Source organism: Bullifex porci, from assembly GCF_009695635.1.
Taxonomy (GTDB): domain Bacteria; phylum Spirochaetota; class Spirochaetia; order Sphaerochaetales; family Sphaerochaetaceae; genus Bullifex; species Bullifex porci.
This window is the reverse complement of the sequence record NZ_VUNN01000007.1, coordinates 38,733-57,078: the sequence shown is the minus strand read 5'-3', so window position 1 is coordinate 57,078 and position 18,346 is coordinate 38,733. Positions and strand designations below refer to the sequence as shown.

General features: G+C 36.2%; 17 protein-coding genes. 3 read left to right on the top strand and 14 right to left on the bottom strand.

Annotation, left to right across the window (positions count from 1 at the left end):
• Positions 1-10 precede the first annotated feature (10 nt).
• Positions 11-2,119: a sodium-translocating pyrophosphatase gene (locus FYJ80_RS05230; RefSeq protein ID WP_154425148.1), complete on the bottom strand. Its 2,109-nt coding sequence runs from the start codon at positions 2,117-2,119 to the stop codon at positions 11-13.
• Between the two features lie 180 nt (positions 2,120-2,299).
• Between FYJ80_RS05230 and FYJ80_RS05225 the strand changes: the two genes are divergently transcribed.
• A complete protein-coding gene (locus tag FYJ80_RS05225; RefSeq protein ID WP_154425147.1) occupies positions 2,300-3,586 on the top strand; it encodes a Gfo/Idh/MocA family protein in 1,287 nt (428 codons plus the stop codon).
• Positions 3,587-3,694: 108 nt separating this feature from the next.
• Here the strand turns inward: FYJ80_RS05225 and larC are convergent, their stop codons facing one another.
• The 9 genes from larC to FYJ80_RS05180 all read right to left on the bottom strand — a co-directional run bounded on the left by larC (position 3,695) and on the right by FYJ80_RS05180 (position 12,062).
• The gene (gene larC, locus FYJ80_RS05220) at positions 3,695-4,879 is read right to left on the bottom strand and encodes a nickel pincer cofactor biosynthesis protein LarC (protein WP_154425146.1); all 1,185 of its coding nucleotides are present in this window, start codon (positions 4,877-4,879) and stop codon (positions 3,695-3,697) included.
• On the bottom strand, positions 4,876-5,628 hold the full coding sequence (gene larB, locus FYJ80_RS05215) for a nickel pincer cofactor biosynthesis protein LarB (protein WP_154425145.1): 753 nt from the start codon (positions 5,626-5,628) through the stop codon (positions 4,876-4,878). Before larB ends, larC begins: the two co-directional genes overlap by 4 nt.
• Positions 5,625-6,374 (bottom strand): ATP-dependent sacrificial sulfur transferase LarE, encoded by a 750-nt coding sequence (gene larE / locus FYJ80_RS05210; RefSeq protein WP_154425144.1) that lies wholly within the window; start codon positions 6,372-6,374, stop codon positions 5,625-5,627. The genes larB and larE overlap by 4 nt, the downstream gene beginning before the upstream one ends.
• Before the next feature lies 1 nt (position 6,375).
• Positions 6,376-7,164 (bottom strand): tetratricopeptide repeat protein, encoded by a 789-nt coding sequence (locus FYJ80_RS05205; RefSeq protein WP_154425143.1) that lies wholly within the window; start codon positions 7,162-7,164, stop codon positions 6,376-6,378.
• The gene (locus tag FYJ80_RS05200) at positions 7,161-7,970 is read right to left on the bottom strand and encodes an ABC transporter permease (RefSeq protein ID WP_154425142.1); all 810 of its coding nucleotides are present in this window, start codon (positions 7,968-7,970) and stop codon (positions 7,161-7,163) included. The genes FYJ80_RS05205 and FYJ80_RS05200 overlap by 4 nt, the downstream gene beginning before the upstream one ends.
• Positions 7,963-8,829 carry an ABC transporter permease gene (locus FYJ80_RS05195; RefSeq protein ID WP_154425141.1) on the bottom strand — a complete coding sequence of 289 codons (867 nt, stop codon included), beginning with the start codon at positions 8,827-8,829 and terminating at the stop codon, positions 7,963-7,965. Before FYJ80_RS05195 ends, FYJ80_RS05200 begins: the two co-directional genes overlap by 8 nt.
• A gap of 80 nt (positions 8,830-8,909) precedes the next feature.
• On the bottom strand, positions 8,910-10,499 hold the full coding sequence (locus tag FYJ80_RS05190) for an ABC transporter substrate-binding protein (RefSeq protein WP_154425140.1): 1,590 nt from the start codon (positions 10,497-10,499) through the stop codon (positions 8,910-8,912).
• A complete protein-coding gene (locus FYJ80_RS05185) occupies positions 10,496-11,164 on the bottom strand; it encodes an ATP-binding cassette domain-containing protein (protein WP_154425139.1) in 669 nt (222 codons plus the stop codon). The genes FYJ80_RS05190 and FYJ80_RS05185 overlap by 4 nt, the downstream gene beginning before the upstream one ends.
• On the bottom strand, positions 11,157-12,062 hold the full coding sequence (locus FYJ80_RS05180; RefSeq protein ID WP_154425138.1) for an ATP-binding cassette domain-containing protein: 906 nt from the start codon (positions 12,060-12,062) through the stop codon (positions 11,157-11,159). Before FYJ80_RS05180 ends, FYJ80_RS05185 begins: the two co-directional genes overlap by 8 nt.
• Positions 12,063-12,350: 288 nt before the next feature.
• Between FYJ80_RS05180 and FYJ80_RS05175 the strand changes: the two genes are divergently transcribed.
• Together FYJ80_RS05175 and FYJ80_RS05170 are read left to right on the top strand one after the other, a co-directional pair.
• A complete protein-coding gene (locus FYJ80_RS05175; RefSeq protein ID WP_154425137.1) occupies positions 12,351-13,031 on the top strand; it encodes a lysoplasmalogenase in 681 nt (226 codons plus the stop codon).
• 221 nt (positions 13,032-13,252) lie between these two features.
• The gene (locus FYJ80_RS05170; RefSeq protein ID WP_154425136.1) at positions 13,253-13,471 is read left to right on the top strand and encodes a resolvase; all 219 of its coding nucleotides are present in this window, start codon (positions 13,253-13,255) and stop codon (positions 13,469-13,471) included.
• Positions 13,472-13,523: 52 nt separating this feature from the next.
• On the opposite strand, the gene FYJ80_RS05165 is transcribed toward FYJ80_RS05170, so the two are convergent.
• From FYJ80_RS05165 to FYJ80_RS05150, 4 genes are all read right to left on the bottom strand, one after another.
• On the bottom strand, positions 13,524-14,594 hold the full coding sequence (locus FYJ80_RS05165) for an ABC transporter permease (RefSeq protein WP_154425135.1): 1,071 nt from the start codon (positions 14,592-14,594) through the stop codon (positions 13,524-13,526).
• A 13-nt stretch (positions 14,595-14,607) separates the two neighbouring features.
• Positions 14,608-16,089 (bottom strand): sugar ABC transporter ATP-binding protein, encoded by a 1,482-nt coding sequence (locus FYJ80_RS05160; RefSeq protein ID WP_154425134.1) that lies wholly within the window; start codon positions 16,087-16,089, stop codon positions 14,608-14,610.
• A 75-nt stretch (positions 16,090-16,164) separates the two neighbouring features.
• The gene (locus tag FYJ80_RS05155; protein ID WP_154425133.1) at positions 16,165-17,262 is read right to left on the bottom strand and encodes a sugar ABC transporter substrate-binding protein; all 1,098 of its coding nucleotides are present in this window, start codon (positions 17,260-17,262) and stop codon (positions 16,165-16,167) included.
• Between the two features lie 43 nt (positions 17,263-17,305).
• Entirely contained in the window at positions 17,306-18,340 is a 1,035-nt protein-coding gene (locus FYJ80_RS05150; protein WP_154425132.1) for a Gfo/Idh/MocA family protein, read from the bottom strand.
• Positions 18,341-18,346 lie beyond the last annotated feature (6 nt).

The window sequence follows — 18,346 nt, the reverse complement described above, 5'->3', positions numbered from 1 at the left end:
TAGTAAAGAATTATTTAATTATCGTAAAGGTCCTTATTACTCCACCTAAGGTATTTGCTACTGTAGACATACTCTTAATGAAGATATCTAAAGCAACCCCTACAACATCCTTTCTTGTATCACCTACAGTATCACCTGTTACTGCAGCCTTATGAGCAGCACTACCCTTTGAGTGTCCCTCTAAGCGCTCCTGCTCAATAAACTTCTTTGCGTTATCAAAGGCACCACCAGAGTTACCCATAAAGATAGCTCTTGGAATTGCTACAATCGTTGCACCAACAAGTAAGCCTCCAATAAATTCAACACCAAATAATAATCCTCCAACGACAGGAATAACAAGAGCTAAAATAGATGGGAATAGCATCTTTCTTAGTGCCTCTTCTGTTGCAGTCTTAATCATCTTATCGTAATCAGGCTTTACACTTCCCTCTAATACTCCTGGTATAGATAGTAGCTTATCACCATCATCTGCCATCTTCTTAGCTGAATCGATAGTATTATCTGTTAATACTGCTGAGAAGTATTCTACTAAAGCACCACCTAGGATTCCTCCTGCTACTACTACAAATGATGCGAAATTCAATACAGGCTCTCCAACTGAGTAGGAGCCAACATATGCAACAATTAAGGATACAGTTGCGAATGCAGCTGAGCCAATAGCAAAGCCCTTTCCGATAGCAGCTGTAGTATTTCCTACAGCATCAAGCTTATCTGTGATCTCTCTTACCTTATGAGGTAGGTGACATGATTCAGCTAAGCCTCCTGCATTATCGGCAATTGGTCCGAATGCATCAATTGATACAGTAGTTCCAACGAAGGAAAGCATTCCTAAGGATGCAAGTGCTATTCCGTAGGTTCCACATAGCTTTCCTGATACAAATAGTGAGAGAGCAATAAGTAATACTGGGTATAGACAGCTTCTACTTCCTATTGCATCACCCTTTGTAATAACAAAGGCTTCACCCTCTGTAGCCATTAAGGCAAGGTTCTGTGTTGGCTTAAAATCTGTACTAGTGTAGTACTCAGTTATCATTCCTATTGCAACTCCTGAGATAATTCCAAGTACAGCACATGCCCATGGTGATGCCCACCCTAGAACGAATGAGGATGAAAGCTCAACCTTAGAAAAGAGCATATAGCATGAAAGAAGTCCTAAAACTAATGTTAAGCCCGCTGAGATATAGGTTGCTTTATCAAGCTCCTTTGATGGATCATCACCCATTTTAATTATGTTAACTATAATTAATGCAATGAGACAGCTAAGAAGGCCACCACCAGCTAGCAATATTGGATACATCATTGCAGAGCTATATGCTGAATCTGTAAAGCCACCACCTGCATAAACTGTAGATGCAATTAAAATACCTGCAGCTGTTGTTGCAACAAATGACTCAAGAAGGTCAGAGCAGTTACCAGCTATATCATTAACGTTATCACCAATAAAGTCTGCAATAACATTAGGTACTCTACTATCATCCTCAGGAAGGTCATGACGTAGCTTTGCAAGGATATCAGATGATATATCTGCAGCCTTAGTATAGTTACCACCTGCTACACGGTTAAACATAGCAACAAGGGAGCACCCTAATGAATAGGTAGTTATTCTCATTGTAGAGGCATTACACTCTAGGCTAAGTAAGAATCCACTACCCCTACTGCTATGATCAATTCCCCAGCCTATTAAAATTATTAATAAACCAAGCATACCAAAGGCTTGGACAGATAAGCCAGATATAGAGCCACCTAGTAAAGCAACCTTTACAGTTTGACCAATACTTAAGCTTTCACGAGCCTTATTTGAGGTTCTAACATTTGCATAGGTTGCACTCTTCATACCTACAATACATGCAGAGCTAGACATAATTGCACCTAAAATAAGTGTTAAGCCAGAGGTTTTCTCAACAAATAGAGAGAAGATAAGAGCAACAGCAATAACAACAATAGCTATTGTTTTATATTCTGTTTTCATGAATGTATTAGCACCCCTTCTAATAATGAGTGCCATTTCTGCCATCTCTTGGGTTCCTTCCTTCATACCTTTAATCTTTTTGTATGAAAATAAGACATAGCAAAGAGCAAGAACGATAATAACTAACACAACATTGTATAACATGCTCATAAGTTCCCTCCTTTTTTTAGAAAACTTAGCTATTTTTATAATATCATGATATATTTTACTTATAAATAAAAATATTTGTTAAATTTTTACGTAAACATAAATTTTTAAAGATTTAAGTATTTTTCTATTTTCTTGCTAAACATTTATAGTAGTTTTATAATCCACATAAAGGAAAATCGTATGATAGATAAAAAAATTACGATAGCTATTGCTGGCTTAGGAAGTCGTGGTAGAACAGCATATGGTGCAATTTTATTAGATATGAAGGATAGAGCACAGGTAGTAGCTGTTGCTGATTTTGATAACCAAAGAACTAGCCTTGCTGCAAAGGAACATAATGTAAAGCCTGAGATGGTTTTTTCATCTGTAGAGGAGATGCTTTCTCAAGATAAGCTTGCAGACGCAGTTTTAATTTGTACTCAAGACCAGGACCATGTAAGACATGCCTTAATGGCACTTGATAAGGGATATGATATTTTACTCGAAAAGCCTATAAGCCCAAATCTGGATGAGCTAAAAAAGCTTGTTAAAAAGAGTAATGAAGTAAATAAGAGAGTATTAGTTTGCCATGTTCTTCGCTACACTCCATTCTTCCAAACTATTAAAAAGGCAATAGATAGTGGTCGAATTGGTAAGGTTGTTACAGTACAGGCTCTAGAGAATGTACGCTATTGGCACCAGGCACACTCCTTTGTTAGAGGAAATTGGAGAAGAAAAGAGGATACTAGTCCAATGATTTTAGCAAAGTGCTGCCATGATCTTGATTACCTTATTTGGCTTTGTGGCTCTAAGTGTAAAAGTGTTTCGTCCTATGGAAGCCTTAGCTACTTTAAAGCTGAATGTGCTCCTGAAGGTGCGACAAAGCGCTGCTTAGATGGATGTAAAGCAAAGGCTTCATGCCCATATGATGCAGAAAAGATTTACTTAACTAATAAGGAAACAGGAATTTTATGTGGTAATAAGGAGTGGCCTATTGATGTACTCTCAAATGAGCCAACTGAGGAGTCAATTAGAAAGGCTATTCAAGAGGGTCCATATGGAAGATGTGTTTTCTACTGTGATAACGATGTAGTTGATAACCAAATAGTTGCAATGGAGCTAGAAAGCGGTGCAACAGTTACTCTAACAATGTCTGCCTTCACAAGTATTGGTGGAAGAACGATTAAGGTTATGGGTACCCTTGGTGATATCACAGGTGATATGCACGATAATATAATAAAAATAACGGAGTTTGGAAAAGCTCCTGAGGTTATCGATTTAGGTAGAGAGAAAAAGGACTTTGCCGGACACGGTGGTGGCGATATGATGCTTATTGATGAATTTATCTCACTGCTTGAGGGTAAAGAGGTTAACAACACTGTAACTACTCTTGAGGTTAGTGTTGAAAGCCACTTAGTAGCATTAGCTGCTGAGACCTCCCGTCTTGAGAGCGGAAAGCCTCAGCTAATTGCACCTCTTAGAGGTTAATCATTAATCTAGAGGCTTTTATATATTCTATCTTCATTTTTATTCTATCGGGATAATGAAGGTAGAATATAGCTTAATATGCGGCATTGACCTATTATTTATAAGCAATTAATTGAAAAACTTTCTTACTTCAGAAAGTGTTTTACCACTTTTTTTAGCTATTTCCTTTAAATCATCAAACTCAAGCTTACTTCTTTCAACGCCATATCCAGATGAATATTTTACTCTAATCTTGTTATCTTCAACTTCCTTTATTATCTCTTCACGATTTAAGGTGTATCGATTTTTTAATGATCGGCGAATACCAATAGTTGTTGTATGTTTAAAGATTGCTTTAACTACTCTCTCTTCATCACACTCTCTGACTAAGGCTGAAAGCTTTGTTCCAAGCCTTCCCTTCTTCATTAAAATAGATGTGCTCCAAACATCTAAAGCACCAGAGGAGAGTATCTCCTCCTGAGCATATGCAAGATCCTCTGCACTCATATCATCTATATTAGCTTCTAGCTCTATTACACTATCATCAAAGGTATTATCATCTTCTCCTAAGAAGGCTCTTACACAATTAGCTCTCTCAAAGTCCTTTTTACCCATTCCAAAGCCAACTCTTTCTATAGTCATTACAGGGCGCTGAGAAAAGCTTTGAGCAAAGGTTTTTAATAAAGCAGCTCCGGTAGGAGTACATAGCTCGCCTCTAGTTCCATCGTCATAGGAAGGAATCCCCTCTAAAATTTTAGCAGTTGCAGGAGCTGGTACTGGTAATATTCCATGCATAGTTCTGCAATAGCCATTACCAGTATTAATTGGGGATGAAATAATTCTTTTAGGGTTAAGCTTTTCAATTAAGTAGCAGAAGGCAGTAATATCAGCAACTGCATCCATAGCTCCTACCTCATGAAAGTGTACCTCCTCAACACTTGCTCCATGAACAAAGCTCTCTGCTTGAGCAATAATTGAGTAAACCTTCATTACACTCTCTTTTACTTTATCTGATACTCTTAAAGAATCTACTATAGCCTTAATATCACTAAGAGTGTTGTGGTGGTGTTGATGGTTATGGTCATGACTATGCTCCATAGCCTCATCCTCCTCAACTCCATCGACCTTAACACTCATATGACTTCCCTTAATTGAGCACTTTATACTTTCCTCTAAGCTAAAGGTTACATTTGGAAGTCCTAAGCAATTTAATTCATCAACGATACTACTTCTATCATCAAAAAGCTCAACTAAGCTTGCAGTGAGCATATCACCTGCAGCACCCATTTGTGTTTCAAAATATAGTGTTTTCATCCTTTAATCCTTACATGATTTATCATAGAGGCCTGGTACCCTGCCCCAAAGCCATTATCAATATTCACAACAGATACTCCACTTGCACAGGAATTGAGCATTGATAAAAGAGCTGAAAGCCCATTAAAGCACGTTCCATACCCAACAGAGGTAGGTACAGCAATAACAGGGCAATCTGCTAAGCCTCCAATTACTGAAGCAAGAGCCCCCTCCATACCAGCTACTGCAACTATTACTGAGGCTGACATGATATCATCTAATCTTGATAGCAAACGATGAAGCCCGCTTACTCCTACATCATATATTCTAACGACTTCATTGCCTAAAGCCTCTAGAGTTAATGCAGCCTCCTCTGCAACATCGATATCACTTGTGCCTCCAGTTGCAACAACTACCTTTCCATTACCATCCTTCTCAGGGAGAGAGCCAACTATAGCTATTTTAGCTCCCTCATAGTATGTAAAGCTAATCGATCTTTTTACTATTTCAGCCTTTTCTTTCGACAGTCTTGTAATGAGGATAGTTTTTTCACCATTTTTAAGTAACGAATTTACAATACCTACTATTTGCTCAGGAGTTTTACTTGCACCATATACAACCTCAGTTACACCCTGTCTGCACCTTCTATGTAAATCTACAACAGCATACCCTAAGTCCTCAAAGGGCTTTTCCTTAATTGATAGCAATGCTTCATCAACACTCAAGGTGCCACCTTTTACACTCTCTAAGATATCCTTAATATTACTCATCCTCTCACCTCTAAATTAAGCATAACACCCTTATATTTCTTTTTAAGAGTATTAATGATATCGACTCGATTTTTCATTAAAAGCTCTAAGTCCTGCTCTCTTAGCTCAAGAAGAGCATTATCTCCTCTGTTTCTTACTCTAAAATCTGAAAATCCTAGAGAAAAGAGATAGGCTTCACTCTCTTGAGTATTAATTAGTGCTTCATTTGTTATCTCTTTTCCGCTTTCAATTCTTGTTGCAAGACATGCATAAGCAGGCTTTGCAGCAGTAAATAATCCTGCTTCTTTAGATAATCTTCTAACCTCTGATTTTGTAATCCCATATAGCTTTAATGGGGATAGCACCTTCATCTCCTGAAGAGCTTTATAGCCAGGACGATCTGAGATATCATCAGATGCATTTGTGCCATCTATAACTGTATCAAAGCCATCCTTTTTTGCTTCCTCCAGAATTCTTGAAAACAAATGCTTTTTACAGTAATAGCATCTGTCCTTAGGATTTCTTCTCACATCCTCAAAGCTTAGAATATCAACCTCAATAATAGTTAAATCTACATTTAGCTCCCTTGCAAGGCTTTTTGCATCCTCAATTTCAAAGTTTGGCTGAAATTGTGATTTAATAAAATAAGCCTTTACATTAGCTTTATAATATAGTGCTGCATATAGTAAAAATGCAGAATCTGTTCCACCAGAAAAGGCTAAAGCTATTTTCCTATGCTCATCAAAAAAGCTCTTTAATCGTTCCATCTTATCGTCCCCTTCCGCTATAAAATTTATCGTTATATGCTGCGATGTATGCAAATGAAATCCAAAAGGAATCTCGAGAGAGAATATCATTTAGTACACTATCCTTTTCAGTACTTCTTTTTTCTTTTTCTAAATATGCATAGTATCCATATGAAAATATTGAATACTCTAAATCAGAGGGCTCATCTGCTAATAGCATTAGATACACATCCTCACTTAATACTCCTGTGTATAGCTTCAAAGCTGCATCATAGCCAACGTGGTGGCCAATATCCATTCCTATTTTAAATTCCTTTAATAAGGAAGGACTCCTTCCACATCTCCAAGCTGCAATTGTATGCCAATATATACATGCAACCTTCATCTCATCTGTTGAGAGAGTAAAGCACTTCTCAAAATATACAAGAGCTTCCTCATAGCGTGATAAATAAAAGTATGATAGCCCAAGCTGATATGATAAATCCTCACTAAAGCCGTTATTATCAAGGTATGTAAAGTCATCAAGAGCCTTAGCTACTTGTAAGGTTGTTAAGTGCCTAATAGCTCTTACTCTTAAAGCCTTTAAATCATTTGGTTTAATTTCTAATACTTCATTAATAGTCTCTAAGGCTCTCTTATACCTTAACTGCTTGACATAGCAATTTGCTAATTGAAATAGATTTTCATAGCTTCTTTTGCTATCTACAGCATTTAAAGCTAAGGTTGTATTTTCATCATCTATTGTCAAATCTTCCTCATCTCCTAATTGGGAGGAAGGTAAAGCGTGGATATCTGAAAAGTATTTCTTCATATTTTTTCCTTTATTACATCAAAGTTATCTTCAAGAGATAAGAGTATTAAATAAAACGAAAGAGAAAGCAGCATTATTGCAAGGCCAGGAGAAAGAAGGTAGTTAAAGCTTCTTCTTAAGAACGCTCCATTTTTATATGCAAGATTAACCATCGTTCCCCAGGTTGGGTGATAAATATCTCCAAAGCCCAAGAATGAAAGAGATGCTTCAAGCATTATTGAGCTATTAATACCTAATAAAAATCTTGTAGCTATTACATCCTTTAAATTAGGTATTATATGGAATAATAAGATATGCATTTTAGAAAAACCTTGAATATTTAAGCTTTCTATAAAGCTTTCATGATTCAGCATTCTTACTCTAGCACCTATAACCTTTGCAATAGGTGCAAAGGAAAAGATAGCTATTAATAATATCATTACACTCTGTGAGCTATAAAAAAATGTTGAAAGCACTATTAGTGTTATTAAGCGAGGAACCATTGCCATTATATTTATAAGAGCAGTAGAAAGCCTTCCAAATAAATTATTTTCACAGGATATTCCACCAAATATTAGTCCTAGTGCTAAAGCTAATATTGAGGCTGTTACTCCTATAGTGAGTGTTTCTCTAGTTCCATATATTATTTCAGTTAAAATATCATACCCAAGCTTGTTAGTGCCAAGTAGATGAGTCTTTGAGCATTTAAGCCAAGGCTCATCCATTTCCTTTAATTCATACGGAGCAAAAGCTGCAGGGAATAAAGAAAAGAGTATAAATATTAAAATCAAAAGGGAGCCGATAATAAATAAAATTCTTTTAAGCATTTCTTCTTCTCTCCCTTGGATCTATTAAGAATGAGAATATGTTTGTAAGGCCCACTGCTATTAGCATTGCAAGTGTTGTAATAAATAAAATTCCCTGTAAAAGTGGGTAATCGAGAGTGAAGATCGCTTCATTTAGAAGAGAACCCATACCATTTATTGAAAATATTTTCTCAACAATTACAGAGCCTGCAATACCCGAGCCGATACTAAGACCTACATTAGTTATATAAGCACTTATTATCTCGGGAAGGATATATGAGTAACGAATTGTTGTAGCCCTCAAGCCTCGTTGAGAAGCATATAATACACTTTTACTCTTTGCTCTTTCACACCCCATATTCCTGACTAATAAATATCTTGATGGAAGTAATGCTAGAGTTATAGCTAAAACAGGGAGCACAAGGTGATAAACTCTATCTAAAAAGCCTGTTCCTAACCCCGAGTATGGAAATAGCTTATATGAAAAAGAGAGAGTCATTATCAATAAAAGAGAGAGTAAAAATAGTGGAATAGCATTTAAAACTACCATTATAGGAGTAAGTGTCCTCTCTAAATATTTATTTTTATTATACGCTCCACGTAAGCCTAAAACTAATCCTAAAATTGCAGCTAAAATAGCTGATGGAAGGACAAGAAGCAAGGTAACTCTTAATCGTGATAGCACTAATGGAGCAACATAGCTTTGCTTCTTAAAGGAGTATCCGAGTGTTCCATCAACTAAGCTTTTTAGGTAGTAGAGGAATTGAATAAAAATATTTTTATCGAGGTGTAGAGCCTTCTCATAGTACTCATATTGAGCCACACTTAAAGATGCCTCATCCATCCCAGTAAGATATGCGATAGGATTTCCTCTCATCATACGAGGGAGGATAAAGTTTAATATTATAATAAATAAAAAGCAGTAAATTGCTATTTTAAAGCTTCTTTCCCTATTCAAACTTAATTCCTTTTTAAAGCTAAAAATGTATTAACATTATTAATTCCAAAATTACTATCAACAACGTAGCCAGAGTATTTATTTGATACAGCATAGGAAATTCCATCGTGATAAAGCGAAATAAATGGGATGTACTCCTGATAGTACTGCTGCATTAGCTTTGCACCCTCATAGTACTCATCTATATTTCTAGCACTCTCAAGCTTTACAAGTGCAGCTTTAAAGACATCATCATCAACCTGGCAACCACCCTGTACACTGTGGTTTTTATCTACATAAATTGTTCCAAGACCTGCTCCCATTCCCATGCCATTGGCAGTATAACCAAAGAGTGCGAGCTCAAAGCTTATGTTGTTATCACTAAATTTATTACTAGTCTTAGCATTATAGGATGCGCTATCAAGGCCATCTAACTTAACCTTAATTCCAAATTCCTCAAGCTGGTTTTTAATTAGCTCAGCACCAGAGTATTGGATACTCTTATCAAGACGATATGTAAGTGTAAGCTCAAGAATCTTATTATCCTTAGTGTAATACCCATTAAGCTTTTCATAGCCTGCCATTTTCATTAGCTCATCTGCTTTAGCTAAATCTCTTGTGAGCTTAGGAGTTTCTACATACCCAACTGTTGAGGATGGTACAAACCCTCTATTTGCAACCTTAGCATTTACGCCTCCAATATATTTTGAAAGCTCTTCATAATCTAAAGCATAGCTTATAGCGTTTCTTAATTCCTTAGAGCTAATTTTTTGCACATTAAAGCTAAGAGCAAGAGGAACATTTTCATATTCTTCACTAATTATGCTTAAGCTTTCACTCTGGGCTAAGATATCTAAATAAGCAGAGCTAACACCACTATTGTATATAGCTGTAAAAGCAATATCTCCATTTAATAGTGCCATATACATCGTGTCCTCATTACTAAAAAGGTGGTAGCAAACTTTATCAAGTTCACCCTTTTCTGGGTAATAAATATTAGGAGTAAACTCTATAATAAGAGCTGCTTTATCGAATTTAGAAAGCACATATGGTCCACATGTAGTTCTTTTATCAGAAAGAGTAATTTCTCCATCACTATATAGATGCTCAGGAACTATTCTGAAGCTTGTCATATTAGATAGCTCTCTAACATTTGCATTTCTTAGCGTTAGAGTGATAGTCATTTCATCATCACTTAATTCATAAGCTACATACTTTGATTTAGTAACGTTCCCCTTACTATCTCTTTGATCTACTAAATTTGCACTTCCATTTTCATCTTCATATATGAGTGTATATAGTATGTCTCTTGCAGTAACCTTAACTCCATCACTCCAAGTCATACCTTCCTGGATAGTAAAGCTCCAAATTGCTGGATCTGTTGAAGAAAAGGAAGCAACTAGTGGATGGTATACACCAACACTATCTTTATAAATTAATGGAAGCTCACTAACTGCAGATGAAAGCATATCGTAGTTATACTCACCATATTCAGCCTTCTCTATTAGAGCTGTAGTTCCAACGTGGATGACATTTTCTGCACTCTCTTTTACAGGAGAAGCAGAAACCGAAATTAAATTAATAAATAAAATAAAGAGTAATAGCTTTTTCATCTTTCCCTCATAAATTTATAGCTTTGAATTGTATATATCTCATCTGAGATAGCAGCTGCTAATTCCTTATCATGTGTGATTAAAAGAATTGAGCCATTTATTTCTTTTATTGCTTTGATAGCTAGAGAAATAACATTTGCTTGAGTTGAAACATCTAGCATACTAGTTGCTTCATCTAAAATTAGTAATCTTGGCTTCAATAATAGAGCCTTTAATAATGCAATTCTTTGTGCTTCCCCTCCAGAAAGCTGTCTTGGCCTATGATTTAATATATCCTCATCAAGATTTAACTCCTCTATATATTTTTTTATTAAAAGCTTTTCTTCACTACGATCACATATTTTGTGGTATCGAATTAGCTCAGTTATTGAGCTAATTACTCTTTGACTAGGATCTAAAGAGCTACTAGGATTTTGATAAACTAATGCAATACTTAAGCCAAGTGCTCTATTGTAGCCTTCACATGTTGAAATTACCTTATCATCAAGAGTAATAGCCCCACTATTTGGTTTATAGCAACCAGTTAATAGCTTTGCTAAGGTACTCTTACCTTCTCCACTTGGAGCTAAGAGTGCTGTAATTTTTTTATCTTTAATTGTTAAGCTTGCATCCTTAAATATTACTTTATCGCTATAAGAAAAGCTTAAGCTATCTATTTTAACCATTGCTGCACCTCCAGCTATGGCTACCTTCACTAGCAAGCTTTACACTATTACAGCTCTCACTTACCTTTGTACATCTATCGTAAAAGGGACAGCATTCATTTTCCTTTCGAATTTTAGGAGTCTCAACTAATCCATTGATGCAAAGTGAATTTATTAGTGCTTTAGTATATTCACATCTTGGGCTTGCGAGCACAGAGCGACTTTCTCCTGCTTCCATCATAATTCCATCCTTGAGGACTATTACCTTATCCATGAGAGACGCAAGAGAAATATCATGAGTTATAATTATCTTTGAAGCTGAGATACTATTTAATAGAGAGAGAAAAACCTCTCTATTTTTATCATCAAGCCCATTAGTTGGTTCATCTGCAATTACTAAGCTTGGCTTTCCCGCAAGAGCCAGAGCAATTGTAATTCTTTGAGCCATTCCTCCTGAGAGCTCAAATGGATATAGGTCGATAATAGCTTTTGGATTTTCAAAGCCAACTCTCTTTAAAAGCTCTAAGGTTCTTTCCTCAAGCTCTACTCCTTTGTAGCCATTTCTCTTTAAGCTATCATATAGATGCTTTCTAACTGAGCGTAAGGCAGAGAGAGACTCTAAGCCATTTTGGGGAATATAAACGATACTTGAGCCAACTAAAGGAAAAAGCTCTTCATTAACTAATTCACCTTTATCCTTAAGATAAAGACTCATAGATACATCATAAGTTATGTTTTCAGGAATTAAGCCCATAATTGAAAGTGCTGTTATTGTCTTTCCAGATCCTGTTTCACCAACTATAGCAAGGCTTTCCCCCTCATTAAGTGTGAAGGAAATGTCCTTAGTTAATATTTTTTCACTCTTTTTAAGCTTAGCCTTAATATAAGAAGCGTTGTAGCGAAACAAATAATTACACAAAATAGTACCCCAAAAGGACCACTTCTGTGATCAGCTCTTTCTACAGAAAGTAAAAGAATAATATAGATTAATGCTACAGCACTTGCTACTAACTTCTTGTTAGTAAAAATAGAATGTAATAAGTCTATCAGAATAGATACGTTTTGTCTTTAAAAAGCTTATTCCTTCTTTAAGTTTTTTTGCACTATTAATGATGATTAATTATTCATTAAAAAAATTTGCAAAAAAATAAACCTTTTTCTTCTAGAACCAATATAGTAGGGTGTATAGTTTATTTAGGAGGTAAATATGATAATAACATTGCTATTAATCATAGTTGGTCTAATACTACAATCATTATTCATCAAAGCGGAAATTGATGGAAAAATGAAAGCCGCGGTCATCCTAAAGGGTACGGCTTCGCTTATGTTTGTTTTATTGGGTGTTTTCCTCATTACGTCAAAAATAACGATGTATGGGGATTTAATTTTAAAGGGACTAATATTTGGCATGTTCGGAGACATTCTTCTTAACTTAAGATATCTTGTTCCTGAGCAAAAAGGATCATCTGTTTTTGGTCTCGGAGTAATTTCCTTCATCGTAGGTCACATTTTCTACATCGCTGCACTTGTTGATCTAGGTGGAACAGGTATTCTTTTATACTCTCTAATATTTACAATTATTATTTCAGTAATTGTTGTTCTACTGATGAAGAAGCATATTCCAATCGAAAAGAAATATATAAGAGTATGTAGCTACATCTACATTATAGTTGTTGTTGCAATGCTCTCATCAGCTATTTCCTTAATCCTTGTTAAGGGTTATAGCTTCAAATATACAAGCTTCCTAGTTGGAGCACTTCTATTCTTAATCAGTGATATCTTTACTGTTTATTATAGCTTTGCAAAGCAAAGTAATTTACAAAAGGCTCTTAACCTTTATATCTACTACTTAGCTCAAATATTAATTGCACTAACATTAGCTCTTTAAAAACAAGGAACTGTTAACTAATAAAAATATTATTCTCTATCCTTCTTGGTTTTTCCAGGAAGGATTTTTTTAGACTTCTAAAAAATATTAAATATAAAAGCTTTAAGCTTCGTGATTTTACCTCATTTTTATTACGATTTTTTGGTCTCTTAAGATATATTAATAGTGGAGAGGCCTTTAAGAACCTTGATTATAAAACAGATGAATTATTAGAAACGATAATGAAGGTAGATATTCCAAATGATGGAGGATATAACATGTGTAAGGCAATTGAAGATATAAAAAATGATGGTAAGCTTGAGGGAAAACGCGAGGGTAAAAGTGAAACTCTATATGAATTAACTCGTGATGGAGTAATTACAAAGGAAATTGCTGCTAAAAAGCTTAATATTACTGTTGAGAAATTTGAAAAGGATATGAAGGCTTACTTTAATAAGTAATATGCTTTAAAGTGTTTAAAGGGACTGTAGTTTTACAGTCCCTCCTATTTGTCTATGCAAGACGTCTTCTCTTTGCTGTCTTAATACTTTCCTTGATAACAGGTCCAGCTGTTTGGATTAGAATAACTACGATAAGAACTAAGCCCTGGAAGGTATCCTGGATATCAACTGAGAGTGATGGAATAGATACGATAATAAAGTTAATTGTTGTATATGAGAGAGCACCAAATAGAACACCTAATAGTCTACCTCTACCACCTGACATACTAACACCACCAAGTACTACAGCTGCAATTGCATACATCTCATAGCTTTGGCCAGAGGATGCTGGTGTAATATTACCAATCTTACATGCCTGTAGGATTGAAGCAACACCTACTAAGAGGCCAGTAATTACAAATACAGCAATCTTAACAAAGGTTGTATTTATACCAGAAAGGTGTGCACTCTTTTCATTAGAGCCGACAGCGTAAACGCTCTTACCAAACTTTGTTTTCTTACTAATTACAATAAAGAGGATAACCATTAGCAAGAATACAAATGTAATGTATGGAACAGAGAAGCCACCAATAGCAAGCTTTCCAGTACCAAATTGCATTCTTAGGAAGTTATATTTACTATTTGTTCTAAGCATTGCAAACTGGCTTGAATTAGAACCAGAGATTGAGCTATCAATTGTTCTTACAACTGAGAGTGTTAATGAGCGATAAATAAGCATCGTACCAAGAGTTACGATAAATGGTGGCATCTTGGCAAGACCAACTAATAGACCATTAATTAAACCACAGGCACCACCAACAAGGAGAGCAACTAATATCATTACTAAAATAGAATCTGTCATATTGAATGCAACGATAGTAGCACTAGTTGTTAATACGAGCGAGGATCCAATTGAAAGATCTATTTGTCCAGTTATGATAACCAAGGCCATTCCTAAAGCCATAGTGCCTACGATACAGGTATTCTGAGAACCTAAAATAGCAGCGATATGACTCCATTTGAAGGTATTTCCATTAGCAGAAATCGCAATGGCATATACGATCATGATGATGAACATTACAAATATAAATGAGTAGTGAGACCACATTCTTCCCACTGTATTTTTTATCTTTTTACCATCCATTTTTTACTCCTTTTTATTTAGCACCTGTTGAATATGCCATTACATCCTGTTCATTTACATCCTTATGATCAAGGATTGTTGCAATCTGTCCCTCATAGAATACAACACAACGGTCAGCTACCTTTTGAACCTCTGGAATCTCGAGAGTATTAATAATTACTGTCTGACCCTGCTTAGCAAATTCAAGTATCAATCTATAGATTTCACTCTTTGCACCAACATCTACACCCTGAGTTGGGTTATCAAAGAGTAATACCTCAGCACCAGTATTGAGCCAACGAGCTAGGAATACCTTTTGCTGGTTACCACCAGATAGAGATGCAATACCAAGAGAGCTTTCTGGAGCCTTTATCTTTAGTTTTTCCTTTTGTAGCTGATATTTGCTCTCTTCATTCTTCTCATTGATAAATTGTTTGTGCTTTGAAAGTACATGCTCTGCAGTACAGAAGTTTTCGAGTATTGAAAGATCTGGGATTACAGAGTTTTCCTTTCTATTAGCTGGGAGCATAGAAACCTTATGCTTCATAAAGGAACCAATTCTACCAGTTACCTTTTTCTTATTAACCTCTATATATCCACCCTCAATTGGTAATACACCAAACATAGTTTGCATAAGCTCACTAGCTCCAGAGCCTGCAAGCCCTGTGAAGGCTACTATCTCACCACGCTTAACTGAGAGATTAATCTTAGAAAAGCCATGACCTGAGAAGTTATGAAGCTTAATTATTTCTTCACCTAAAGGACGCTCCTGATAGTAGTCAGCATCAACATAGTTTACACCAACCATATCAGATGTAAGCTTTTGAGCATCAACATCCTTAATGAAGCCAGAGGATATATATTGTCCATTTCTAAATACAGTATATCTATCGGCAATTGCAAAGATTTCAGGCATCTTATGAGAGATAAAGATAAAGGATTTTCCCTCACTCTTTAGTCTTCTAAGAATAGAAAATAGATGCTCAACCTCATCTGTTGATAGAGCAGTAGTTGGCTCATCTAGAATTAAAAGCTTTGCATCGCAATATAATGCCTTACATATTTCAAGGAGCTGCTTCTCACTAGTCTTTAGCTCTGAAACCATTTGATTAGGATTCATATCAACACCAAGACTTTCAAAGAGCTCTCGTGTCTTTCTAACCTGTTCTTTATCATCAATAAGACCAAACTTATTCTTTATTTCCTTTGTTAGGAAAATATTATCAGCGACAGTTAGGTCATTAATGACATTTAATTCCTGATGAACAAAGGCAATTCCAGCCTTCTCCATCTCTTTAATGGTTGGAGCACTATACTCCTTACCTAAAAAAACTATCTTTCCACTATCTGCAGTTAATACACCTGTAAGGATATTCATCAAGGTTGATTTACCTGCACCATTTTCTCCTAGAAGGGCGTGGACCTCTCCTTCTAACATATCAAAATGGACGTCCGAGAGAGCTTTTGAACCTCCAAAGGCCTTGGAGATATGCGTCATCTCTAGAATTTTAGCCATTAAAAACACTCCTTTGAATTAAGACAATACGGATGTGCTTGGGTGCACATCCGTATAGTAACCACAAAGTAAATCTTAGTGACCTAAGAAGCCTTCGTACTGATTAACGTTCTGGCGATCAACAATCCAAACTGGCTCTGTATCAACATCACCATTCTTGTATGACCAGTTACCATTGAGGTAGTCAACCATCTTATCAATAACACTCTTCATCATTGATGGGCTGAAGTATACACTCATCATATCATCGAAGTACTGGTTAGCAATCTTAGCCTGAGCAGACTTACCACTCATTACATCATAGAGCTCCTGCATACCGCCAATAGCTGAGATGTAAACATTGAGCTTCTCATACTTAGCCTTTGTAGCAGCTGAGAGTGATGAACCTTCGAGGAGGTTAAGCATACCAAATGTCATTTCATCATCCATTGAGTAGATGTAGAGGTTTGTATCTGCCTTTGAAACAATTTCATCAATCTTCTGTTCGAGGTAGTCATAAGCACCATCTGCTGACCAGTTACATACTACTGAGTATGTATTGAATACTGGATCGAGCTGAGCATCTGTCCAAACCTGAGTTGTCTTATAGCTCTTACCTGTAGCCTTATCTGAATACTCGATTTCACCCTTAAGGAACTGTCTGAAGCCTTCTTCTCTGTACTTACATACTGTACCGTTATCACCATAGAGAGTAACAACTGTATCACCTGGCTTCATACCATTCTTCTGGAGCCAATATGCGATACCAGCACCACACTGCCAGTTATTACCAGAGTAGTTAAGAATTGCATAATCCATTGTTGATTCAATAAATCTATCGAATGAGATAAATGGAATCTTCTCTGCATATAAAGCTTCCTGACCAGCTGCTGCAGAATCTTCAAGAGCCATCATTACAACACCAGAAGCATCGCCATTTGCGATGATAGTATTACACTGGTCTACCTGTTCCTCACCAGAAGAAGCAGCCATGTATACAGCCTTGATGTTACCTTCAGCTGTGATAGCTTCACACTTAGCCTGTGCATATGAACCAGCCTGAGCAGTCCAACCGTGGTCAGGTGTAGGACCAAGTACGTAAACAGTCTTTTTTGCGCTGCTCTCAGAAGCACCCTGTGCAAATACTGAGAAAGCTGTTAAGAGAACGAGTAAGAAAACAACGAGTTTCTTCATAAAATTCACTCCTTTTTATTTTTTGCCTTCTAGGCATAATTAACTAAATATTTACAGCTGTACCCTTCTTGTCTGAAAGCTGACAAGCAAATACGGCCTGCATTGATTTAATAATATCCTCAGCATCAAGGATGCTAGGTCTATTTTCAAGAATAGAATCTACAAATTCATCGATAACTCCGGAGCTAGCCTGCTGACTATCAGAATTTGTTTGCATTCTATCTAAAGCAAGCTTTTCTTCTCTTCCATCTGAATGAACAATAATTAATGAATACTCAGGGTCTGAATAAAGCTTTAATATTCCCTTTTGGCAGAAGATATTAGTTGTATTAAATTCTGTTCCATAGCATGTCCAGCTTGTAGTAACAGTTCCAAAAGCACCCTTTTTGAAGGTTAATAGCTCAACTGAGTTATCATCAACCTCTATTGGAGAGCCATCCTCAAAGGTCTTATCAAGGACTCTCATCTGTGAATAAACAGATAAAATATCATCACCAAGTAAATATCTAATTAGGTCTATCTTGTGGATTCCTAAATCAGCCATTGAGCCAAAGGCTGCTGAGGATTTTTTAAAGAACCAAGTATTTTTACTATTTTCTACACTCCAAGACTCAGGGCCACCATGACAGAACATAGTATTAAAGGTTAAAACCTTTCCCATCTCACCAGATGAAATTATCTCCCTTGCTCTCTTATGGGCAGGTGTAAGTCTCTGGTTATGTCCAATCATTAAGCGTTTTCCACTCTCATGAGCAGCAGCAACCATTGCCTGGCAATCCTCTAATGTAATAGCCATTGGCTTTTCACAAAGAACGTGCTTACCCTTCTTTAATGCCTTTATAGAAACTTCTGCATGATAAGCATTAGCAACACAAACAGATACAAGCTCAACCTCTTTGTCATCTAATAGCTCATCTAATGTAGAATAAACCTTTCCACCAAACTTCTTTACAAGTTCTTCACTACGTTCTTTAACAAAGTCAAAGAAGCCTGCAATCTCAACATCCTTTCTTAAGCTATATTCATATGCGTGACGCTGCTTAGTAATACTACCGCAACCAATAAAAGCAACCTTCATATCAAA